16 protein-coding genes and 1 tRNA gene are annotated in these 24,130 nt (G+C 44.7%); 6 read left to right on the top strand and 11 right to left on the bottom strand.

Annotated elements, in window-relative coordinates; genetic code table 11:
* The 3 genes from POV27_RS15525 to POV27_RS15535 form a co-directional block, all read right to left on the bottom strand.
* On the bottom strand, nucleotides 1-4,301 hold a 4,301-nt coding region (locus tag POV27_RS15525; protein WP_272863709.1), incomplete at its 3' end, for an HYR domain-containing protein.
* A 43-nt stretch (nucleotides 4,302-4,344) separates the two neighbouring features.
* Entirely contained in the window at nucleotides 4,345-4,695 is a 351-nt protein-coding gene (locus POV27_RS15530; RefSeq protein ID WP_272863710.1) for a hypothetical protein, read from the bottom strand.
* A 201-nt stretch (nucleotides 4,696-4,896) separates the two neighbouring features.
* Nucleotides 4,897-9,675, bottom strand: coding sequence for an HYR domain-containing protein (locus tag POV27_RS15535; RefSeq protein WP_272863711.1), 4,779 nt, complete (start codon nucleotides 9,673-9,675; stop codon nucleotides 4,897-4,899).
* Between the two features lie 164 nt (nucleotides 9,676-9,839).
* On the opposite strand from POV27_RS15535, the gene POV27_RS15540 reads away from it, so the two are divergent.
* The gene (locus POV27_RS15540) at nucleotides 9,840-13,160 is read left to right on the top strand and encodes a VCBS repeat-containing protein (protein WP_272863712.1); all 3,321 of its coding nucleotides are present in this window, start codon (nucleotides 9,840-9,842) and stop codon (nucleotides 13,158-13,160) included.
* Here POV27_RS15540 and POV27_RS15545 read toward each other — a convergent pair.
* The 4 genes from POV27_RS15545 to POV27_RS15560 form a co-directional block, all read right to left on the bottom strand.
* On the bottom strand, nucleotides 13,157-13,822 hold the full coding sequence (locus tag POV27_RS15545; RefSeq protein ID WP_272863713.1) for a uracil-DNA glycosylase family protein: 666 nt from the start codon (nucleotides 13,820-13,822) through the stop codon (nucleotides 13,157-13,159). The genes POV27_RS15540 and POV27_RS15545 overlap by 4 nt on opposite strands.
* The gene (gene yaaA, locus POV27_RS15550; protein ID WP_272863714.1) at nucleotides 13,822-14,580 is read right to left on the bottom strand and encodes a peroxide stress protein YaaA; all 759 of its coding nucleotides are present in this window, start codon (nucleotides 14,578-14,580) and stop codon (nucleotides 13,822-13,824) included. Before yaaA ends, POV27_RS15545 begins: the two co-directional genes overlap by 1 nt.
* 87 nt (nucleotides 14,581-14,667) lie before the next feature.
* Nucleotides 14,668-15,711: an RluA family pseudouridine synthase gene (locus tag POV27_RS15555; protein WP_272863715.1), complete on the bottom strand. Its 1,044-nt coding sequence runs from the start codon at nucleotides 15,709-15,711 to the stop codon at nucleotides 14,668-14,670.
* Nucleotides 15,698-16,336 carry a PASTA domain-containing protein gene (locus tag POV27_RS15560; protein WP_272863716.1) on the bottom strand — a complete coding sequence of 213 codons (639 nt, stop codon included), beginning with the start codon at nucleotides 16,334-16,336 and terminating at the stop codon, nucleotides 15,698-15,700. Before POV27_RS15560 ends, POV27_RS15555 begins: the two co-directional genes overlap by 14 nt.
* Nucleotides 16,337-16,432: 96 nt before the next feature.
* Here POV27_RS15560 and POV27_RS15565 point away from each other — a divergent pair, with 96 nt between their 5' ends.
* The 3 genes from POV27_RS15565 to POV27_RS15575 are packed head-to-tail and all read left to right on the top strand — an operon-like array spanning nucleotide 16,433 to nucleotide 19,222.
* Nucleotides 16,433-17,413, top strand: coding sequence for a D-alanine--D-alanine ligase (locus tag POV27_RS15565; RefSeq protein ID WP_272863717.1), 981 nt, complete (start codon nucleotides 16,433-16,435; stop codon nucleotides 17,411-17,413).
* A gap of 54 nt (nucleotides 17,414-17,467) precedes the next feature.
* Entirely contained in the window at nucleotides 17,468-17,950 is a 483-nt protein-coding gene (gene coaD / locus POV27_RS15570; protein ID WP_272863718.1) for a pantetheine-phosphate adenylyltransferase, read from the top strand.
* A 51-nt stretch (nucleotides 17,951-18,001) separates the two neighbouring features.
* Nucleotides 18,002-19,222: a serine hydrolase domain-containing protein gene (locus POV27_RS15575; protein WP_272863719.1), complete on the top strand. Its 1,221-nt coding sequence runs from the start codon at nucleotides 18,002-18,004 to the stop codon at nucleotides 19,220-19,222.
* Between the two features lie 66 nt (nucleotides 19,223-19,288).
* Here POV27_RS15575 and rpsT read toward each other — a convergent pair whose 3' ends face one another.
* The 3 genes from rpsT to proS form a co-directional block, all read right to left on the bottom strand.
* Entirely contained in the window at nucleotides 19,289-19,540 is a 252-nt protein-coding gene (gene rpsT / locus POV27_RS15580; RefSeq protein WP_272863720.1) for a 30S ribosomal protein S20, read from the bottom strand.
* Between the two features lie 26 nt (nucleotides 19,541-19,566).
* Nucleotides 19,567-19,638: transfer RNA gene (locus tag POV27_RS15585), tRNA-Glu, on the bottom strand.
* 78 nt (nucleotides 19,639-19,716) lie between these two features.
* Nucleotides 19,717-21,192, bottom strand: a complete 1,476-nt coding sequence (proS, locus tag POV27_RS15590) for a proline--tRNA ligase (RefSeq protein ID WP_272863721.1) — start codon at nucleotides 21,190-21,192, stop codon at nucleotides 19,717-19,719.
* A 101-nt stretch (nucleotides 21,193-21,293) separates the two neighbouring features.
* Between proS and POV27_RS15595 the strand changes: the two genes are divergently transcribed.
* Nucleotides 21,294-22,355 (top strand): hypothetical protein, encoded by a 1,062-nt coding sequence (locus POV27_RS15595; protein WP_272863722.1) that lies wholly within the window; start codon nucleotides 21,294-21,296, stop codon nucleotides 22,353-22,355.
* A 93-nt stretch (nucleotides 22,356-22,448) separates the two neighbouring features.
* Nucleotides 22,449-23,966, top strand: a complete 1,518-nt coding sequence (locus tag POV27_RS15600) for an OmpP1/FadL family transporter (RefSeq protein WP_272863723.1) — start codon at nucleotides 22,449-22,451, stop codon at nucleotides 23,964-23,966.
* A gap of 68 nt (nucleotides 23,967-24,034) precedes the next feature.
* On the opposite strand, the gene POV27_RS20355 is transcribed toward POV27_RS15600, so the two are convergent.
* The gene (locus POV27_RS20355) at nucleotides 24,035-24,124 is read right to left on the bottom strand and encodes a T9SS type B sorting domain-containing protein (RefSeq protein ID WP_419179952.1); all 90 of its coding nucleotides are present in this window, start codon (nucleotides 24,122-24,124) and stop codon (nucleotides 24,035-24,037) included.
* Nucleotides 24,125-24,130: the final 6 nt, after the last annotated feature.

The following is a 24,130-nucleotide window of genomic DNA, read 5'->3' on the forward strand; positions in this document are numbered from 1 at the left end:
AGTGTCCAGTTGGCCGGGTCGAACTGTCCGTCGAACCCTGGCATGAAGTTGGTCACGATCGTCTCGTTGTTACCGAAGATGTTGTCGTCGGTCTGCGAACGGAACCCGAAGGTGTCACCGGCTACCAAACTAACGGAAGCACTTCCGGACTGGTTGCCCTGTGCCGGGTCGGTGAGCTGGGTGTACGTTCCGTTTACGAGGTACCCGAAGCTGTCGAAGCCTGGGGTGTCGTTCAGGGTGTAGTCCCAGTCGAAGCTTACGGTCACATCGGCCGTAACGTCCACGGTAAAGTCGGTGAACCCTTCCGTACCGGACTGGTTGTCGCTACCGATGACCANTCCGATCTCAATGGTCACGTCCTGGCAGATGAGTATTGGGTCGGTCACGTCAAGTACTTCAACAGTAGCAATACACGTTGCAGTGTTTCCACTGGCATCGGTAACAGTTACTTCGTATTGGTTCAGTCCCAAATTGGAACAATCAAGATCCAATGTATCCGAAATTCCACCCCCGCAGGTTCCACTGAAGATGTAAACACCGTCATTCCCGGGAACTGGGTTGCCCCAAGTGGCCCCACCGTCGGTGGAGTTCAAGCAGTCAAAACTTCCTGCCCCCGTAGCACCGGACACTTCCCAAGCGGTGATCCCACCGGAAGAAGAGGTCACGGACACGGATACCCAATAGTTTGTATCAACACCTGCTTGGCTCGCAAACAGGAATGGAGCGATGTCGAACACGGTCTCGCTCACGTCGAAGCCGAAGTTGTTACCCACAACGGCCTGCGAGGTCGGTACAACGCCCGCTTCACTTCCGATCATGGTACCGGGCTGTCCACCGGCATCCTCGTAATAGGCAAAGTCCGCAGCGGCGATGGTCGCCCCCACATCGTGGAACAGGTTCATGGTCACTTGCTGTAGGGTAAAATCTTCATCCGCAGCCACCAATATATCATTGGCTACGATGAACCCACTTCCCGGGTCACTGAAGTACCCATTCTCGAAACCATTGCTCGGGTTGGATTGCTCACATGGAGCCGCAGCATCACCCGTAGTAGCGGTCCAGCCACAAGCTTCGTTTACACTTGATAACATATCGCTCACTAGAATGGTAGCCATTCCATTGGCATCCAACTCTACTACTAATGGTGCAGATGGTGGGAATTCATAATCCAACTGGAAGTTGTCGATAGCAGCATGCCATCCCCATCCCCCTAGGTCGTCATAGAAGAATCGCACCTGGAAGTTAGGGTTAGCGTAAGCAAGTACATCGAATGATCTCGACTGGATGTCTGGATCCATATCGGCATCATAGAAATCGATCTGTTGCCAAGCGGCCCCGTCCCAAACTTCGATAGAGAATTCTTGGTCACCCGCTTCTTGGAAAGCTACATCGTACGAAAGGTTCGCGATGATCGCTCCATCCAAATCGAAGGTTGGAGAGAATAATGTAGCGACATTCACTTCTCCAATACCTGCTGCATCGTCATCGAAGATGGCAGCATTGGTTGGGAAGTCATCTCCTGTGGGAAGATCACCACTACCCCATGTCCAATCCCAAACACCTGCATCGATTTGCGTTGTCCAGTCTGTCGGAATACTTGACGCCTCAAACTCTTGTAAATATGAGAACACTGATGGTTCTCCGATACAGAATACTTCTGGAGGCGTTACATCTTCAACAGTTACGTTAGCCACACAAGTAGATTGGTTACCATTCACGTCAGTAACTAACAAGGTAACTGCATTTGTACCCACATCGTCGCAGGTCAATAATAGATCTGGCATACCTCCAGCTGCAGGCGGCACATATAATAATGCTTTGATATTGTTTTCAAACCCATCTGGGCTCAAAATCGTAGTAATTGCTCCGGATCCTAAATCCATGGTATAGATTGCACCACAGGTAAATGTACCAGAAGCTACCATTTTACCACTTCCTACATATTCCATGGCCTGAGCAGTACCTCCGCTTGGGCCACATGGGCTAGTAAAAGAGAATAGCAATGTATGTACTCCCGCTGCATCAATTCCATAAACGTCGTTATCTCCAGTACCTCCGTTGAACGTACTGTAAATTATAGTACCACTGTCACTGTCGTAACCCAATCCAATTCCTCCGCCAGCATCGGGTGGTGCTGCGAATGGAGTCGAAGTCATTGTACCAATGTCTAGGGTTTCGATAGCTCCACCACTATAGGAAACATATAATGTACCATCAGTACCAAATACCATTGAATTTGGATTGGTTGCACCAGTAGAAGAAACCACGTCTCCGTACTCAGTACCTAATGTGTTGGTAGAAAGATCATAGTCGAACAATGCTCTGTTACCCGTTGTTCCAGAAAGTCCTAGTAAGTATACTGTTCCCGTGGTTGGATCCGCATCCAAGGCAAATGAATTAGACTGGGTGGTATCCCCATAGGGAAGATCTCCCGCTGAGATAGCATCGGTTACAGGATCGTAATTGTAACGTCCTAGGTTATTGGCAGGCGATAAGAATCCTGGTATTAGGGAATATAAACCTTCCGGGGCGTTGATCCCTGGATCGGCAATTTCCAAACTGGCGATTCCACAGTTGTCTGTACTTCCACCATCAATTTCGGTGGGCGTTAGCACATACTCTCCATTGGCATCTAATTGTACGGTAATGTCCATGCACACGGCTACAGGATCTTCATCGTCTGTAACAGTCACATTAAAGGAACAAGTTTCGGAGTTTCCGCCTTCATCCGTCGCTGTAAATTCTACAACGGTAGTCCCCACTGGGAATTCAGTACCACTTGCAGGACCTCCTGTTTGTGTTACGGTTATGGTTCCACAACCTCCCGAAGCCAGCGGTGGTGCAAATGCCACCACAGCTCCACACGTCCCTGGACTTGCTGTTGTAACAATATCCATCGGACAACTAAGGCTAATAGGTACTGGGTTACTAGGCGTAATCAATACATCCACATCATACGCATTTCCCGCAAATCCATCCACTTGTATATAATAAGTGTTCCCTGGAGTAAGGGTAACGTCATCTATAAGTGATAAAAGACCTACTCCACTATCGTCGTTGGCGGCCACTTCTACGAAGGTTCCGAAGTCACTACAATCGGTGGTTTCCCATAAAGCCAATTGCGTATCTCCAGATCCAATGGTTTCAATATCCAAATCACCGCAGTCGGGTGCTACAAAAGTATACCACAGTGAGTTTTGGATACCTAACTCGAAAGAGCACCATCCATCCTGTGAATTACAGGTAGATGCCCCTGTTCCGGCTCCAGGATTGGGCTCTCCGGCTTGTGCCGTAGCCAACGATCCATCCGCAGGTTCTGGAACTCCGAGCGTTATAGGTAAAGCTCCACATACATCATCGTTAGGTGGAGGTGGCACGCATGTCATTGTGAGATCAAAATCCCCTTCTGCAGTGCCAAATCCATGAACGAGTATTAAATAGTCCGTTCCTGGGGTGGATGCAAAAGTAACTTCAGATTGCAATCCACAGGTATCGTCATTTCCGCCTACACATGTAAGAGCGGCACATGAATCGGAATATACAGTTAACTTGCTATCATACGCTGTACCAGTACAAGTAGAAACGGTTACAATACTTCCATCTCCTGTCCATGAATACCAAACACCAGGTGCCGTATTGCTTGTTCCACAGAAAGGTGCTCCATCGGTTGTTTCACCAATGGTAGATCCGGAAACGGTATCTCCACAATTAATCGGAAAGGCATCCGCACAATCGTCGTTGGTTGGTGGTGAAATAATGGAAACGGTCGCTTCCCATCCACAGGTATTTACTACCCCACTGAAGCGCGAAGCAAATGTGAGGTTCCCGGCGGTCGAAGTAAAGGTTACGGTACCGGCAGTGGTCATGTCGACCAGCTCGTCCCCATCCACACTACTATTCCAAAGTTCTGGATCTGTAGAGGTAGGATTGGTAGCACTTCCCGACGTATTGGAAGCTGTTACTGCGGCCGATCCGTCGAAAATAGCCAACCAGTCGAAGTTACCGAAAACCCTAAACTGGGTAAATGTAACTGAGATCTGGCTTCCCGCGGGTGCGCTTAGCGTTGTTACTGTAATACAATTACAATTGGGATAATCCCCAGGGTCACCACTGCTGGTTGTACTACAGTCTCCTCCGGGTCCTCCATTTACACCATCGGAAGGGTCGGTGAATACTTCACCATCTGCAGCTACTACGGTTGTAGTAGTTCCTGCTGTTTCTGTTATGAACTGACCGTACGACAAAGAAGTCATGCAAAAAACGCCAATACATAACAATACATTGAGTATAGTTTTTTTCATTTTGAATTGGTTTTAATTAGTTGAAGAAATTAAAACAAGACTGCTATTCCTTTTGAATAATAGCAGCTATCTCATCCTTAATACGTAGAATCTTATCCGTGAAATCCGGATACTTTCGTTGCGCAATTTTTTGGGCAACTTCTAGAGCATTGTTTGCAGATTTACCTTCCTCAAAATGTTGAATGAGGGTTGCCATAAACAACTCGGTAATTTTAACATCAAATTTGTCCGCAGTTCCATTGGAGAGCTGATCATAAGCATCAGCGAGTTTCACTTCAAGACGGTTTTGAACTTCACCCGTATTCAGGGGTTTCTGTGCCTGAAGGGTAAACATGGAAAAGAAGAACAAAATGACAAGAACTAATTGTTTGTTTGGTACAAAAGGTCTTTTCATAATATTCGAAATTAGTAGTTAGTAAATCAGCTAGACTACGCTAACAGCCTAGCTTTATGTAATTTACGATAAGAAACTCACTTTCTAAAGGATAAGCGGATAATCTAGTTAGCCTGTAGGGAAAATCCGATGAAGTGCATAAAAAAACCCTCCGAAGCTTAACGCAACGGAGGGTTCTCCTTTATTTATATGTCTAAGGCTCTATTCCTTGACGAGTCGCTTCACTGTTGAAGCGTCCTCGCTTGTGATCAGTACCATGTACACTCCCGTTGCCAGGGTGGACACGTCTATGGCCTTCTCCTGCTGCATGTCGCTCAGGTCGATGGTCTGGATGTGTCTACCGTTGGTGTCGTAGATCGCCGCCTGGTCCAACAGGATGTTGGCCGTGTTGGCAAGTGTCACCACGCTCTCCGCTGGGTTCGGGTAGATGCTGATGGCATTGTCCAGCACCGTGTCCTCAAGACCAAGTACGCTCTCCACCGTAAGCTCGAAGGTACATGTCGATACGTTTCCGTACTCGTCCTCGGCCGTCAGGGTGATCGTATAGGTCCCGTCCGGTACGAGCGTTCCGGCAGCTGGGTCCTGGCTGGTGATGGTCACCGGGTCGGTACAGTTGTCGGTCGCCGTTGCCTCGCCCGTGGCGAAGTAGTCCGGGATCTCGTAGAACAGGTTCCCCGGTCCTGGGTCGACGGTCTGGTCGTCAGGACAGGTAAGCTCCGGCCCCATGGCGTCCACAACGGTCACCTGCGATGTACAGGATGCGATGTTCCCGCTCGCGTCGGACGCGAAGACGGTCGCCGTGATGGTGGTACCAACGTCCGCACAGGTCACCTCCGTAAGGTCGGTGGCCAGTACCGTGATTCCACAGGCATCGAAGGAGAGTGGTCCTCCCGGGATCTCCACGAAGAACGCGTCCCCGTCACTGTTGGTCAGGGTTAGTGTCCAGTTGGCCGGGTCGAACTGTCCGTCGAATCCTGGCATGAAGTTGGTCACTAGCGTCTCGTTGTTACCGAAGATGTTGTCGTCGGTCTGTGAACGGAACCCGAACACGTCACCAGCTACCAAACTAACAGATGCACTACCGGACTGGTTGCCCTGTGCTGGGTCCGTAAGCTGGGTGTACGTTCCGTTAACGAGGTACCCGAAGCTGTCGAAGCCTGGGGTGTCGTTCAGGGTGTAGTCCCAGTCGAAGCTGACGGTCACGTCGGCCGTAACGTCCACGGTAAAGTCGGTGAACCCTTCCGTACCGGACTGGTTGTCACTACCGATAACCATGGCCTCGAAGGTGCTCGGCGCGTTGGCCAAGAGGTCTTCTGGGTCGATCTCGGTAGTTCCGTCAGGTCCGATCTCGATGGTCACGTCCTGGCATACAAGGATTGGGTCGGTAACATCAAGTACCTCAACGGTACCGATACAGGTAGCCGTGTTTCCACTGGCATCAGTAACAGTTACTTCGTATTGGTTCAATCCTAAGTTAGAACAGTCAAGATCCAATGTATCGGTAGCACCTGGCTCACAGTTTCCTCTGAAGATGTAAACACCGTCATTTCCAGGAACTGGGTTACCCCAAGTGGCCCCACCGTCGGCAGTGTTCAGGCAGTCAAAGTCTCCAGCACCAGAAGCACTCGATACTTCCCAAGCGGTAATTCCTCCAGATGTTGAACTAACAGATACAGAAACCCAATAGTTGGTCTGTACTCCTGCCTGTCCAGCGAATAGGAAAGGAGTAATATCGAAAGTAGTTTCACTTACGTCGAAACCGAAGTTGTTCCCTACTACAGTTTGTGCAGAAGGTACAACGCCCGCTTCACTACCAATTACAGCACCTGGCTGTCCGCCGGCATCATCATAATAAGTAAAGTCTGCAGAGGCAATCGTTGCTCCCACATCGTGGAACAGGTTCATTACCACTTGCTGCAGGTTGAAGTCCTCATCGGCTGGAACAACAATATCGTTCGCCACTAAGAATCCACTTCCTGGATCACTGAAGTATCCGTTCTCGAAAGCGTTGCTCGCGTTAGAAATTTCAGAAGCACAAGCCCCGATACTTCCATCAGGAACTGTTGCAGTCCATCCACATGCCTCATTTACCATATCAAGCAGGTCGCTTACTGGGATAGAAGCATTTCCATTCGCATCCAATTCTACTTGAAGTGGTGCAGATGGTGGGAATTCATAATCCAACTGGAAGTTGTCGATAGCAGCATGCCATCCCCATCCTCCTAGGTCGTCATAGTGATAACGAACTTGGAAGTCTGCATTTGCATAGGCAAGTACATCAAATGATCTGGACTGGATGTCTGGATCCAAGTTATCCTCAATCAATTCAAGCTGTTGCCATGCAGCACCATCCCATACTTCGATAGAGAATTCTTGGTCACCGAACTCTTGGAAAGCAACCTCGTAAGAAAGGTTAGCAATGATCGCTCCATCAAGGTCGAATACTGGAGAAAGAAGCTCCAATTCGTTTACGGTTCCGTTACCTGCCGCATCGTCATCGAAGATAGCAGCGTTGGTTGGGAAGTCGTCCCCTGTTGGAAGGTCTCCACTACCGAAGGCCCAGTCGTCTGTTCCAGTGATTACATTGGATGTCCAGTTCATTGGGATAGAAGAGCTCTCGAACTCCTGTAGGTAAGAGAACACAGCAGGCTCTCCGATACAGAATACTTCTGGAGCAGTTACATCCTCTACAGTAACCATTGCCTCACAAGTAGATTGGTTACCGCTATCGTCAGTTACTAATAAGGTAATCGTGTTTGTTCCTACATCAGCACAGGTCAACAATAAGTCTGGAGCTCCTGTAATTGATGGAGGGATATAGAAATGTGCTTTGATTCTAGAATCGGTTCCTGTTGGAGATGCCAACGAAGTAACTGCTCCAGATCCTAAGTCCATAGTATAAATAATATCACATCCCCAAGTAGAAGAAGCAATGATTTTACCACCACCTACATACGCCATCGCTTGAGCGGTTCCGAAACATCCGTTAGGAAGTCCAGTTCCTGTACCGAAGCTAAGTGCTAAAGTACCAACTCCAGCTCCATCGATAGAGTATACTTCTACGGTTCCGTCTCCACCACCTCCACCAGAGGTAGAATATAGAACAGAACCTGTATCATAGTCATAAGCAAGACCAACTCCACCTAAGAAGTTTGGCGCCGTTGTAAATGCTGTTGAAGTCATAGTACCGATATCGAAAGTTTCGATAGTACCTCCTCCATAGGATACATACATAGTTCCGTCAGGCGCAAATGTCATTGCATTTGGATTCGTAGCTCCTCCAGAAGATACAACAGATCCTAGTAGTGCACCTAAAGTTCCAGCTGCAAGGTCATATTCCCAAAGGGCACGAACACCAGAACCAGGAGCATCGTCTCCTAATACATAGGTCATACCTGTATCGGCGTTATGTGCGAAAGAATATGTCTGAGTACCTCCAATGGTTGTACCATAAGGATAGGTGTTTACAGAAAGTGCATCTGTAGCTGGATCGTAGTCATAGTAACCGATTTCTGTTCCAACACCTGCTACGAATGGTGACAGCGTATATAGTCCTGGAGCAAGCCCTGAACTGGTACCCACTTCCAAACTAGCAATCGCACAGTTGTCTGTACTACCACCATCAATTTCAGATGGAACTAATACATACTCTCCGTTAGCATCCAATTGTACGGTAATATCCATACAAACTGCATTTGGAGCTTCGTCATCGGTTACAGTAACGGTAAAGCTACATGTAGATACGTTTCCAGCTAAGTCGGTAGCCGTAAACTCTACTGTTGTTGTCCCCACTGGGAATTCAGATCCACTTGGTAGACCCATAGTCTGTACTACAGTATCTAAGTCTCCATCAGGATCTGTTACTAATGGTGGAGGGAAAGCCACAACGGCTCCACAAACTCCAGCACTAGCTGTTGTGGTAACGTCTAAAGGACAAGTCATCATTGGAGGATCTCCAAGAGGAGCTGTCGTTGAGAAATCGATACAGTAGCTGTTTAACTGTCCGATATCTCCACCTACAAGGTCGGTGATATTCAACGTCCAGTCTCCATTGATGTCTTCACCTGCAAACACAGTGTTGAAAAGACCTCCTTCAGGTTGATAATCGGCTGCAGGTGCACCACCACTCCAAGTGGTAACATCATTACCCGATCCATCTGTGAAAACGATAGTCGCTGGAGTATCCAATCCGTCGGAACCTCCTCTACCGACCATAACGGTAACGGTTGTCCCTCCAGGAGAGGTCAACGTCATATCAATATCACTGGCCCAGGTGTGCTCTACATCGACTGTAATGTTATTTAAGGTTGCATTGGTTCCAATCACTCCACTATCGGATACACTCGCGATAGAAGGGTTCATAGGACCACTACTTGGGGTCGGTAATGCCGCCCCGGCTGGGATCAATTCTGGTGCGTTACCACACTCATTCACTGGAATAATGATTTGAGTGAAGGTAATACAGTAGCTATTTAATTGACCAATATCCCCACCTACAAGGTCGGTGATATTCAATGTCCAATCCCCACTTACCGACTCACCGGCAAAAACGGTATTGAAAAGGCCTCCTTCAGCTTGATAATCCGCTGCAGGAGCTCCACCACTCCATGAGGTAACGTCATTGGCAGAAGCATCAGTGAAAACGATGGTCGCTGGAGTATCCAATCCGTCAGAACCTCCTCTACCTACCATAACAGAAACGGTGGTACCGCCAGGAGAAGTCAACGTCATGTCGATATCACTGGCCCAAGTATGCTCAACATCTACTGTGATATTGTCCAGATCCCAATGGGTCCCTACAAGACCCGCCTCCGATACGCTAGCAATCGAAGGATTCATAGGACCACTACTTGGAGTAGGTAATGCCGCACCAGCAGGGATAAGCTCCGGTGCATTCCCACATTCAGTGGTTTGCGCGTTCACTTGCCACAAGCAACATGTGACAAAAAACGCTAGCAAGGTTAACGTAATTTTTTTCATAAAAAATTTAATTTAGATTAATCAATATTAGTTAATAATTCGTTAATGTATGAAAAATAAATAGATTGAGAAAAAATAAATTTTCAAGACTTTAAATCATCGATGAAATCCTTCTTTCTTTAGATGAAATTCAACACCCCATTGGACCCCAAACTTTTATATATTTGCGTATTCACATTCAGATTACATTCATGAAAAAAGGGATTGTATTACTTATAGCTTTAATATGCTTTTTCTCCTGTTCCGAAGAAAGCGGCAGAAGCGTTAAATCGGGTGGTTATACAGAAGGAGCCACTACCTTATTTACCAAAATAGAAAGTGACCAGTCTGGCATTAGGTTTAAAAATAACTTGGTGCAGACTTTAGAATTCAACTTCCTTAATTACCCCTACATCTACGCAGGTGGCGGTGTTGCCGTTGGAGATATAGACAACGACGGACTTGACGATGTTTATTTCGTTTCGAATTTTGGCCCTAACAAATTGTATAAAAACAAAGGCGACTTTCAATTTGAAGATATCACTGTTGCTTCAAAAACGGAAGATTATAAAGGCTTTGCCACTGGGGCAACTTTACTCGATGTAAACAATGATGGATGGTTAGACATCTATGTCTCAAAAGCAGGCTCTTTAAACGATGATAATGAGAGAAGGAACAAGCTGTTTGTAAACCAACAAGACGGAACCTTCACAGAAGAAGCCAAAAAATGGGGAATTGACGATCCCGGCTATACCACACAGGCCTATCAAATGGACTATGATAAAGACGGTGACCTAGACCTATATATAGTAAACTATCGTTACGACTTCAAAAACAACACGAAGATAAGTGGTGAAATTCAGCGGCAGATCGAAGAAACGACCAGCGATCAATTGTACCGAAATGACGGCAATCGTTTTACCAAGGTAACGGCCGAGGCACGATTGTACAACAAAGCCTGGGGACTGGGAGCGGCCATTGGGGATTTCAATAATGATGGCTGGGACGATATTTATGTGGCCAACGATTTCCTAGAGCCGGACGCTATGTACATCAATCAGAAAGATGGAACTTTCAAGGACGAGGTCATCCAAAGACTTAACCATATCTCCTTCAATAGCATGGGGAATGATTTTGCCGATCTCAACAACGATCTTAATCCAGACCTTATCACCGTAGACATGTTGGCCGAGAACTACGCACGCAGCAAAGAGAATATGGCCTCCATGAGCACTGAAAATTTTGTAACTATGGTCAATATAGGATACCACCATGCCTATATGGCGAACATGCTACACTATAATATAGGCAACGGAAAATTCAGGGAATCCTCCCAATTAAGTGGCGTAGTTAAAACCGATTGGAGTTGGGCTCCCTTGCTGGCCGATTTTGATAACGACGGACTTAAGGACATCTTTATTTCTAACGGGGTTTATAAGGACTATACCAACCAAGACTTCCGTACCGAAATAAAAATGCGAAATGCCAGAGGGGAAACCATGACCATAGATCAAATATTGGATTTATTGCCCTCCGAAAAACTGGACAATTACATTTACAAAAACAACGGCGACTTAAGCTTCTCTAAAAAAATTGAAGAATGGGGATTGAAAGACCCTAGCTTTTCCAATGGAGCTGCCTATGCAGATTTCGATAATGATGGAGACCTAGACCTTATCGTAAACAACATCAACGATGAAATAGGATTGTATCGCAATAACGCCAATGAGAATTATGTGCAAGTGGATTTGAAGGGGCCCAATCGAAATCCTATGGGTATTGGCGCCTCTGTATATGTGGAAGAGGAAGGACGTACGCAGTTGCAACAACTTTATCTTACAAGAGGATACCAATCTTCGGTATCTAATGTGCTGCATTACGGACTAAAAGGAAGCGCGAACATAAAATCCATTACAGTTACTTGGCCCGATGGTAAGATTTCTAAAGTTGAAAGTCCTGACATGAATCAAAGGATTGAAATAGATTATGCAGGGGCTATTTCCGGAACTTCTCCTTACGCAAAAAGTTCCGGAATGAAACAATCTGCAGATGCTGAAAGCTTGGGCATTACTTACCAACATCAAGAAAACGAATTTAATGATTATGCCCTTCAATTGTTGATCCCACAAAAGCAATCGACCAAAGGCACCAATATTGTTACTGCCGATGTAAATGGAGATGGGCTGGAGGATTTCTTTGTTGGAAATGCAAGCGGCGCTAACGCCGCCATGTACATTCAGCAAGGGAACGGAACCTTTACTTCGACCAACGAAAACCTTTGGAAAAATGAAGCGAAATACGAAGATGCCAACGCCCTTTTCTTCGATGCAGATGGCGACCAAGACATGGACCTGTATGTGGTAAGTGCTGGATATGACCTAACAAAGGACAGCCCGCTACTTCAGGATCGACTTTATGTAAATGATGGAAAAGGAAATTTCAGTAAAAAAGGGAATGCCCTGCCAAAGATGCTGTCTTCGGGAAAAGCTGTTTCTGCTGCAGATTTCGATGGCGATGGCGACACCGATTTATTTGTTGGTGGTAATGTGATTCCTGCGGAATATCCAAAACCACCTTCCTCATATTTATTACGGAATGACAATGGCACCTTTGCAGATATCACTTCAGAAAATAATTCCCTTTCAGAAATGGGAATGGTTTCCCAATCCCTATTTACCGACTACGATGGGGACAACGATCTCGACCTATTGGTGGTTGGCGAATGGATGCAACCTACTTTCTTCAACAACAACAATGGTACTTTTGCTAAGGCAGAAAACATCTCGGGACTTGAAAAGACCGAAGGATGGTGGTTCTCTGCAACGGAACAGGATTTCGACGGTGATGGAGATAAAGATTATGTGCTAGGAAATGTGGGGAAAAACAACAAATTTCAACCGAAAAAGGACAAACCTATTTATATCTACGGAAAGGATTTTGACAACAATGGAAGTTTCGATGTTGCCTTGAGTAAGATAAATCAAGGGAAATTGGTACCGGTTCGAGGTAAGGAATGCAGTAGTGAACAAAACCCATTCCTTTTAGACAAAATAAAAAGCTATAAAGAATTTGCCAGTCTGGAAATGAAGGATATTTATGGCGAGGATCAACTAAAAGATGCTTTTCAACTAACTGCATATCAATTTGAAACCGTTTATTTGAAAAACAATGGCAATGGTGCCTTCGAAGTTGTTAAACTTCCTAACGAAGCCCAACTTGGACCTACACTAGGTTTACTCTCCGAGGATTTTAATGGAGATGGACATCAGGATATCTTAGGAATCGGAGCCATCTATGATGCCGAAGTAGAAACCATTCGCTATGATAGCAATTATGGCTATGTACTTTTGGGAGATGGCCAGGGTGGATTTGCCTATGCAAAAGAATACGATCCCTTTATAGACAGTGATTCTAAAGGTGTTTCCAAATTAAGCATTAACGGTAAGGAACACTATGTAGTAGTAAGCAACAACGCGCCTTTGGAAGTTTTCACCTTTCAGCCCTAAGACAAGAAAAACTCACGATATTGCATTACCCTGAAATCGATTGTATTCATTTCAGGGTTTTTATTTTTTAGCTCTTTATACAAAGCCAAACTTCCCACTGCCCTATTGGCGGCTCCACTAGGTGCTGTAAGGGACACGGTTTTTATTTTTCTTTCTGAATTTGGCAAAGCAAATTGGTGCACCCTTGGCACTACTGAAGATATAACCTCATAGTTCATCGAATACTTTTTGATCAATTTTCTGAAGAAATATTCCGGTCCATTCTTGCTATTGCCCCCCATAAAAAGGAGGGTTTCGATGGAAGGATGTTTGCCCAGAATCTGAATTAAATCCCGAAGTTCAACTTCTTGCATGCCCAAGTCGCTGGCGTCGATCTTATCACGCCTAGCCGACTCCACGATATCGCAAACCCCTATACCTTGTTTTCGCAAAAATGTTTTGCGTTGATGCACTGCCTCTGGTGTTGTCTCAAAACGCAGCTCCAAATTGAAAATGCGATCTAAAATAGGCCAGAGTTGACCGTCCCTACTTCCGTAGCAGAAATTAACGTCGCCAGATTTGTATTCCTTAGTGGTAAATCGCGGGGGTGGCAACGTTCCTACAATCAGTTTCGTTGCGCCTTCAGGTATAAAAGGTGGATATGGATGAGTATGGTGAAACACTAACGAATAAACACCAATTCATTTTCTGAAGACATGGGCTCACTGTACCCGTAGCCTTCATAATTGAACCCTTTAAGGTCATCTAGGGTTTTGGCATCCGTATCGATAATGTATCTAGTCATATATCCCCTTGCCAGCTTCGCAAAGGTCATGATCGTTTTGTACTCACCATTCTTAAGATCCTTGAAAACAGGTGTTACCACATTTGCCTTCAATGTTTTGGCATCGATGGCCTTGAAGTATTCGTTACTCGCTAAATTTACGAACAACTCCCCTTCTTCCAGCTCCTCGTTCAACGTCTTGGCAATTTTAGGCTTCCAGAATTCGTACAGGTTCTTCTTTACGCCTACCGGGAATTTGGTTCCCATTTCCAATCGATAGGGCTGAATGAGGTCCAAAGGCTTTAAAATTCCGTACAGTCCAGAAATGATACGAAGGGTATTCTGTAGTCGCTCTATCTTATCTTCGAGCAACGTATATACATCCAAACCACGGTACACATCCCCATTAAAAGCATACACCGAAGGACGTGCGTTATCTGGAGTAAATGGGAGACTCCATTCTTGGTTTCGCTCGTAATTTAATCGTCCCAAATTATCGGAAATCGACATAAGTTTAGAGAGGCTTCGGGCCGATTTCTTTTTCAACAATTTGTTCAATCGCTCTGCTTCGGAAAGAAAGCAAGCCTCTGTATGCAAAGGAGTGGGTAATGCTTTTTCAAAGTCCAAAGATTTGGCTGGAGAAATGACGATTTTCATGAGTACTTCTTTTCAGTAAAAATAAGAAGAATTGTAATGCCGAAAAAGCCGAATGATCTTTTAGAATGATTCCCAGATAGACAAAACCTATTCCTTGCTGTGCTTGGAATAATTGCGCCATTTTTCAAGACAGTTTTCCATATCCTCGGGTACAGGTGCCTCGAAACGAAGCATTTCTCCGGAAGTAGGATGCTCGAACCCTAGCGTTCGCGCATGCAAGGCCTGACGGGGTAAGGTTTTAAAACAGTTCTCAACAAATTGCTTGTATTTGGAAAACGCGGTCCCCTTCAATATTTTTTCCCCTCCGTAGCGTTCATCATTAAATAAGGTGTGCCCGATGTGTTTCATATGCACACGGATCTGATGCGTCCTTCCCGTTTCCAGCCTACAGGAAACCAAAGTAACATACCCCAAACGCTCTAGCACTTCATAATGGGTAACTGCGGGTTTTCCCTTATCTGCTTCGTCACCCAAAAAAACCGTGTTTTGCAACCTATTTTTAGGATGGCGACCAATGTTTCCTTCTACGGTTCCTTCTTCTTCCTCCACATTGCCCCATACCAAGGCTACGTATTCGCGTTCGGTGGTTTTATCGAAAAACTGTTTGGAAAGATGGGTCATCGCATGTTCTGTCTTCGCTACTACCAACAACCCGCTTGTATCTTTATCGATTCGATGCACCAAACCGGGCCTGTCGTTGCTATTGCTGGGAAGGTTTTCGAAATGAAAGGTCAATGCGTTTATAAGCGTCCCACTGTAATTACCATGTCCTGGATGCACCACCATTCCGGCTGGTTTGTTCACCACAAGTACTTCATCGTCTTCATGAACAATATCCAAAGGAATGTCTTCGGGAACCAACAGGAATTCATAGGGCGGATGTGCAAAAAGCACCCTCACAACATCATTGGCTTTTACTTTGTAGTTGGATTTAACGGGGTGATCGTTCACATAGATATTCCCGTCCTTGGCAGCTTTCTGTATTCTGTTTCGTGTAGCATTTTCAATCTTGTTCATAAGATATTTGTCCACACGTAAAGGCTGTTGTCCCTTATCGGCTACAAATCTGAAATGTTCGTATAACTCGTCGTTATTATTTTCGGGAAATTCAACCTCATTAATTTCCTCCATCACCTTCTGCTTGATTATCGGGATCGTTCACATCCTGTTCCTTCTTGGCATCCTCAACAGCTTCCCGGTTCAATCCTCCGGCACCATCACCCAAAACCAAATCGATTACTGAAGTCTTCCTTATTTTATCCCCTGGGCGGATGCGCTTTCCGTTATGACGAATTTCCAGCACCTCATCCTTGGCGATATAACGACGGTAATCAATATTCCCGATTTTGAACCCAACTGCCAGTAGTGTTGGCTCAGCTTGCCTTCGGGTTTTACCCACCACTTCGGGTACTTCTATCATGGGATATCCAGAACGGTTCAGGGAAATATAGATCTTACGATCTTCCTTAACATACTTGCCAGCTTCGGGCAATTGTTCAATCACGGTTTTATAAGGAAAATTCGGGTTATAACTCACCGAATCCATTACTTCGTAGCGAAGGTCCAAATCATCCAACGCGGCCTCAGCTTCTGTTAAGGTCATGCGCGCCAAATCTGGGACTTCAATTTTCTGTCCGTGATTGGTGGTCATTTTCAACCACCATAGTACAAGGAAAGAAAGTAGAAACAAAGCAACAAGAGCCATTCCTAACTGTTTCAGAAATGTTTTGGTGAACAGGAATTTTATGAATGTCATATACGCTAGGTTAGTTCACAAAAATAGTAAACGCAAATTTAGTACGTTTATATGTATAAGTGATATTTTTGTTAACGCACGAGAGAACCATTTGTTATGAGCAAAAAAAATGTGGCCGTTATTATGGGCGGTTATTCCAGCGAGTTCGAAATCTCCCTTCAAAGCGGGGAAGTGGTCTGTGAATCTTTAGACCCCACTATTTACAATATTTACCCCGTCCACATTTTTAAGGAAGGCTGGTATCACGTAGACACCCTGGGAAACCGCTATCCTGTTGACAAGGGCACCTTTAGTTTCAGCATCGACAATGACACCATTACTCCAGATGTGGTTTTCAATACGGTTCATGGTACTCCAGGTGAAGACGGATACCTCGCATCCTATTTCGAACTGCTGGGCATTCCACATACCAGCACTGGTTTTTATCAAGCAGCACTTTCCTTCAACAAGCGGGATAGCCTTACGGTACTGAAGAATTTCGGTGTGAAGTGTGCCAATTCCGTTTACATTACTCAGGGAATGGAAATCGTCCCTCAGGATATTGTAGACAAAGTTGGACTTCCCTGTTTTGTGAAACCCAATAGAGCAGGTTCTAGCTTTGGCGTGAGCCGTGTTGCTGAAGAAAAAGACCTTTTACCCGCTATTGAAGAAGCCTATAAAGAAGATTTTGAAGTTATTATTGAATCCGAATTGGTCGGGACCGAAGTATCTGTAGGCGCTTACCGCCAGAATAACAAAACCAAAGTGCTCTCCCCTACCGAGATTGTTTCCGAAAATGATTTCTTCGATTACGAAGCCAAATACTTGGGGAAAAGTGAGGAAATCACCCCTGCTAGAATTCCTGAAAATGAAACCAAAGCGGTACAGGAGGAGACCCTACGCATCTACGAATTACTGAATATGAAAGGCGTTTCCCGAACCGATTTCATCATCCAGGATGGGGTTCCTTATTTTATTGAAATCAACACCACCCCTGGACTTTCCAAGGAAAGCATTATTCCGAAACAAGCTCGTGAAGCGGGGATGACCCTTACCGAATTCTTCGGAATCTTGGTCGAAGAGGCCCTACAAGCCTAGGATTGACGAAGTAGGATTTTATCATTACCTTAGTAATACCTTAAATAGATATTCGTGAGTACTTCATCTTCTCCTCGCCGAGCTGTTTTTCCAGGATCTTTCGATCCCATCACTTTAGGCCATGTAGACATCATTACCCGAGCCGTTCCATTGTTCGATGAAATCATAGTGGCCATTGGTGTGAACGCTGCTAAGAAATATATGTGGTCTTTGGAAGAGCGAAAAGCCTTTTTGGAAAAAACCTTTGCCGATTTCCCTTCGGTAAAAGTAGCTACTTACGAAGGACTCACGGCCGATTTCTGCAAAAACGAAGAGGCACAATTCATTCTACGAGGACTCAGAAATACTACCGACTTCACTTATGAGCAGACCATAGCTCAAGCCAACGAAAAGGTAAATGGAGTGGATAGTGTTTTCATTATTTCCGATCCAGAATATTCGTTTGTTTCTTCTTCCATCGTTAGGGATATCGCCCGAAATAATGGCGACTACAGCAATTTGGTTCCCAATGCAGTAACTGCTCCGAGTAATTCGTGAAACAGTTTTCCAATCTACTCGTCTTTGTAGGGAATTAACGATCCAAACCACATGAAAAACCTCCTATTAATTACAGCAGTCATCTGTTGTACTTTTCAAACCATTTCGCAACAGGTATCCGATTCACTCACCTTGAGACTCCAAGAAATCGCATCTACCCACAAAATTCCAGGATTTGGAGTATCGGTAGTAAGCAAGGATGGTATACTCTATAAAAATGGATTCGGATATGCCGATCTGGAAACCAAAAAACCCTTTACCGATGAGACCCTATTGAATATTGGCTCTAACACCAAAACTTCCATCGCTTTTGCATTGATGAAATTGATCGAAGAAAATAAGATTTCATTGGAAGATCCGATTAACAAACACCTTCCTTTCGAAATCAACCATCCCAAGTTTCCAGATCAGGTGATTAAGGTAAAACACTTGGCCACCCATACATCGAGCCTTACCGATGGGGAAGAAAGTATGGTGATAGAAAACAGCTACCTGTTTAAAGGCCCCATCGACTTCAAAAAAGAACAACTTCCAGAAGACTACGATCCCTATTTTGCGATCTACCGAAAGAATGTTCCCATGTCGATATATGAGTTTCTAAAAAATTCCTATTGCCCTGAAGGGAAATGGTATGACGATGCAAACTTCTTAGAGGTTGCCCCAGGCCATGCGTATGAGTATACCAATATAGGTGCTACACTATTGGCATTTATCATAGAACAGGTAACAGGAACTTCCTTCTCGGACTATACTCAACAAATCTTATGGAAGCCCTTGAGCATGGAAAACACGCATTGGTATATGGACAAGGTTCCCAAAGAAAAAATGGCTTCACTTTATCTTTCCAACGGATTAAAAATTCCGCATTATCAACTCATCACCTATCCCGATGGTGGGCTCATTACCAATGTGAGCGATTTTAGTCTTTACCTCATGGAAATGATAAAAGGTATGAGTGGTGATGGCACCCTGCTGGAAGAAAGCTCTTATAAAAAGATGATGAGCAATCAGCTGACCAAAGAAAACTTCCCCAATGGTGAATTCGAGCGTAGTGAAGGGTTTATGTGGGATGTAAACCCAGAAGGCGATAACATAGGAATGAACGGTGCCGATCCAGGAATATTTACGTATACTTTATTTACGACTGCCGGCAACATGGGTATCATTGTATTCTTCAACACTAGCATTTATGAAGAAGATGAGTTGCTGAACGGATTTAAGGAAATTCGGAGGGCACTACTGCAAAACGCATCCAAGTTGAGCAAACAATAAATGAAGGCATAAAAAAACTCCCTCGAATGAGGGAGTTTCAATTTATCTATACGGTATCAACCCTAATTATAGAGCTGCTACGTGCTTTGCCAATCCAGACTTCAAATTAGCCGCTTTGTTAGCGTGAATCACATTGTTCTTAGCTAATTTGTCAAGCATAGAAACAACCTTAGGAAATAACTCTTCAGCTTCTTTCTTGTTTGTCATCTCACGTAATTTCTTCATAGCGTTACGCGTCGTTTTGTGCTGGTAACGGTTACGAAGACGCTTGGTCTCGTTACTTCTAATTCTTTTTAAAGCCGATTTATGATTTGCCATAATATCTCTTTCTTAAATATATTTTGTAGCCCATAGGAGAATCGAACTCCTGTTTCAAGGATGAAAACCTTGCGTCCTAACCACTAGACGAATGGGCCAATTGTTTCAAATTGCGGATGCAAAAATACAACTATTTTTTAATGCAGCAAGCATGTATCTATTTTTTTCAAAAAAAATTAATACGCCTTTGCAAATAGCACTTTTCTGGCACTAGGTTTTCCAGTAACCATACAGCTTCCCGATTCATTGTCATCATCTAAAGGAATGCAACGAATGGTAGCTTTGGTTTCAATTTTAATACGCTCTTCGGTCTCTGCAGTTCCATCCCAATGTGCGCTTATAAAGCCTCCTTTTTCTTCTAGGACTTGCTTGAACTCATCGTACGAAGAAACGGCGGTCGTATGCTCTTCACGGAACGCTGCTGCCTTCTGGTATAAATTCTCCTGAATCTCTGTCATCAAATTGGAGATATACGCTATCGCATCGTCTACGGCCACCAATTCCTTACTTAAGGTATCACGGCGTGCGATCTCAACAGTACCATTTTCCACATCTTTAGGACCAATGGCAATGCGAACAGGAACTCCTTTCAATTCATATTCATTAAACTTCCAACCTGGTTTGTGGGTATCCCTATTATCGAACTTCACACGCATTCCCTGAGCACGAAGTCCTGTCATCAATTCTTGGGCCACTTCACTGGCGGCGGCCAATTGCTCTTCATTTCTATAGATAGGAACAATGACCACTTGATCAGGCGCCAAATTAGGTGGCAATACCAATCCATTATCGTCGCTATGTGTCATGATAAGTGCCCCCATGAGTCGTGTAGAAACTCCCCATGAAGTCGCCCAAACATGATCCAATTTCCCTTCCTTATCGGCAAACTTCACATCGAAAGCCTTAGCAAAGTTCTGCCCCAAGAAATGGGAAGTTCCAGCCTGTAGCGCCTTACCATCTTGCATTAATGCTTCTATACAGTAAGTTTCCAAAGCACCTGCAAAACGCTCACTTTCCGTTTTCAAACCTTTTACTACAGGCACTGCCATATAGTTTTCCACAAAGTCGGCATATACATTCATCATTTGCTCCGCTTCGGCAATGGCCTCTTCCTTTGTTGCATGCGCAGTATGTCCTTCTTGCCATAAAAATTCTGCGGTTCGCAGGAAAAGCCGTGTACGCATCTCCCATCGAACTACATTGGCCCACTGGTTTACCAAAATAGGCAAATCTCGATACGATTGTATCCATTTGCGGTAGGTATCCCAAATAATGGTTTCTGAAGTAGGTCGTACAATCAATTCCTCTTCCAATTTGGCAGCAGGATCCACTACAATCCCATTTCCATTTTCATCATTTTTAAGACGGTAGTGGGTTACAACAGCACACTCTTTGGCGAATCCATCTACGTGACTAGCCTCCTTACTGAAGTAAGATTTTGGGATAAAAAGCGGAAAATAAGCGTTCTGATGACCGGTTTCCTTAAACATTCTATCCAATTCTGCTTGCATTTTCTCCCAAATAGCAAAGCCATAGGGTTTAATAACCATACAACCTCTTACACCGGAATTCTCGGCTAAATCTGCCTTGATTACCAGTTCGTTATACCACTTGGAATAGTCTTCTGCACGTGATGTTAAATTTTTCGCCATAATTGGTTTTTTGGCACAAAAATTGTGACTTTGTTAAATATTATTAGTTTTCGGCAAAACTAGTTATTTTTATGAAGTCCAACAATTTTAAATACTGTGATATGCGTATCAAAATACCCTCCTCCAAAAATGCATTGCAGCTTTCCTTTTTGGCCGTGATTGGCCTTTTGGTAAGTAGCTGTACTTCTTATCAAGGGGTGTCCTCTTCAGATGGCATCTATGAAAATGGAACAACAACCACCGAAGTAGCGGTAGAAGAAGAACAGGAACCTTCTAATACCAAAAACAATTATTATAAACAATATTTCAATACCAAGAGTCAAGAGTTGGACGACATTCCTATTGAGGACAACTTGGTATTTACCGATATAGACTCCTATACCACTACCGAAACCGTAGATGAGGATGGCAATATTGTCATCGAAGAGCCGACCTATGAAGAAGAAAGCTACGGAGCATGGGGCACCAACACCGAAGACATCACCGTAAACATCTACAACACTGGTGGATGGGGCCTTGGCTGGGCTGGTGGCTGGGGTTGGTCTCGTCCTTGGTGGAGATGGGGATGGGGCTATGGATCACCCTACTGGGGCTGGGGCGGCTACGGCGGCTGGGGCATCGGTTGGGGCTGGGGAGGCTGGGGAGGCTTCTACAATCCTTGGTACTGCCCACCGTTTTATGGAGGATATTATGCAGGAGTTTACAGACCCTACTATCGCGGACATTATGGATACGGGTATGCCAATAGTTACAACCGCGGACGCAGTAACTATAATTACTTACGAGGAAATTCACTGAGAAGAGGACGTTCCAGTGTTGCAAGCCGTAACGGCTACTCAAGATCGGAAACTGCAAGAAGATCCGCCAGAACGAGGGTAGGACGAGATGGCAGAACGACTTCAAGAAGCCGTGTCACCCGTGGAGCACCTACCAACTCAAGAACCAAGGTAGATAGAAACACCCGAAGATCCAATACGCGTACTACGCGACCCAATACACGCACGACAAGACCTAATACAAGATCTACGCGCCCGAACACTCGAAGTTCACGCCCTGTTAGATCCTCAAGACCTAGCTACTCAAGACCTTCTTCTGGAAGAAGCTCTGGCTACAGAGGAGGCGGTGGCTCTCGTGGAGGAGGCCGTCGAGGGGGACGCGGATAATCCAAAAGAAAAATTATAGAAAATCGTCACATTTGTGTTTTTTCAAACACAAATGGGTGGTTTTCTATGTCCAAACACAAATAAAACCATTCTATGAAAAAGCTAATTTTATTCAGCATTTTGTCGGCGCTTGCGCCAGCAATCCTAGCACAAAACCTTACCGATGGACTGCGCTACAGCTTGGATGCTAACGAAGGGACGGCACGTTTCCAGGCCATGAGCGGTGCTTTTGGCGCCTTAGGGGGAGACCTTTCTGCAGTTTCTTTAAACCCTGCTGGAAGTGCGGTTTTTCTCAATAACAAAGTATCCATTACAGGGGCCTTCAACGATGTTGAAAACAGCAGTATCTATTTCGGTTCCCCTGCCCTATCTGCAGACACCGATGTAAATATCTCACAAGGAGGTGGTGTTTTTGTTTTCTACAATGATTACGATAACTCCCCCTGGCAAAAATTTACCCTCGCCGTAAACTATAATGTGAACCGAAATCTTGACAACGACCTTTTTGTGAAAGGAGACGGGAATACTTCTATTGGTAGTTTCTTTTTACAGCAAGCCCAAGGAACAGAACTTCAATTGTTGGATCTGCAGACCGGCGAAAGTATTTCAGATTTGTATAATTTCTTAGGGGAAACCCAAGGAGTACGTGCTCAAAATGCCTTCTTGGGATATCAAGGATTTATTTTTGATCCCGTTGAGACCACCCCAGGGAATACACAATACACTTCCAATTTTGGCACGGGAAGCTATGACCAAGAATACTATTTGTTATCCAATGGAAACAACGCCAAGGTAACCTTCAATATCGGGGCACAATATCAAGACAACTTATTTTTTGGGATTAACTTAAACTCCCACACCATAGATTATGAGCAAAGAACTTTTATTTCTGAAATAAACTCCAATGCTAACAGCACCGTTAAATTGATCGAATTCGAAAATGATCTATCGGTGAATGGAGCAGGATTTTCTGCGCAAATTGGAGCCATCGCAAAACTGACGAACGAATTCCGAATTGGTTTTACCTATGACACCCCTACTTGGTTTGTTATTTCTGAAGAAACCACACAGTTTTTGGAAACCCGACGCGTTGTAGATGGACAAAGCATTTCTGAAGTGGTCAATCCACAGGTGATCAATGTCTTTGAAGACTACAATCTGCGCACTCCGGGTAGGCTTGGCGCAAGTGCTGCCTATGTTTTCGGGGGCCAAGGACTTATTAGTTTCGATTACTCATATAAAGATTATTCCAATATTACCTTCAGCCCGAAAAGTGATCCGGTGTTCAGTTCAGAAAACACTCTTATTGATTCCGCATTAAAAGGAGCTTCCACCTATAAGGTTGGAGCAGAATTCCGTGTAGACGAATTAAGCCTGCGGGGTGGACTAAGTTATGAAGAAAGTCCCTTTACCAATGAAACAACTTTGGGAGAGCGACAAGGATATTCTTTAGGTTTGGGCTACAATTTTGGAGGATATCATATCGATGTTGCCTATTCTAGAACCGAACAAAGCAGCAACCCGTCGCTCTATGCGATTGGGTTAACCGATACCGCTGCTGTAGATACAGTGTATTCCAATTTCCTATTTACACTGGGAATCGATCTATAAAGAAGATTCCCTCACAAAAAAAGCTCCCAAAAGGGAGCTTTTTTTATTTCATATAGTTAATTCTTATACTATCGCTTTAGGGTAAAGTGTCCAGTGAACTCCTTTCTTGCCTCGTCCTCGGTGTACTCGACCCTGAACCAGTAGTCGCTCGAGGGCAGCGGGTT

Source organism: Aureisphaera galaxeae, assembly GCF_028561275.1.
GTDB classification, from domain to species: domain Bacteria; phylum Bacteroidota; class Bacteroidia; order Flavobacteriales; family Flavobacteriaceae; genus Aureisphaera; species Aureisphaera galaxeae.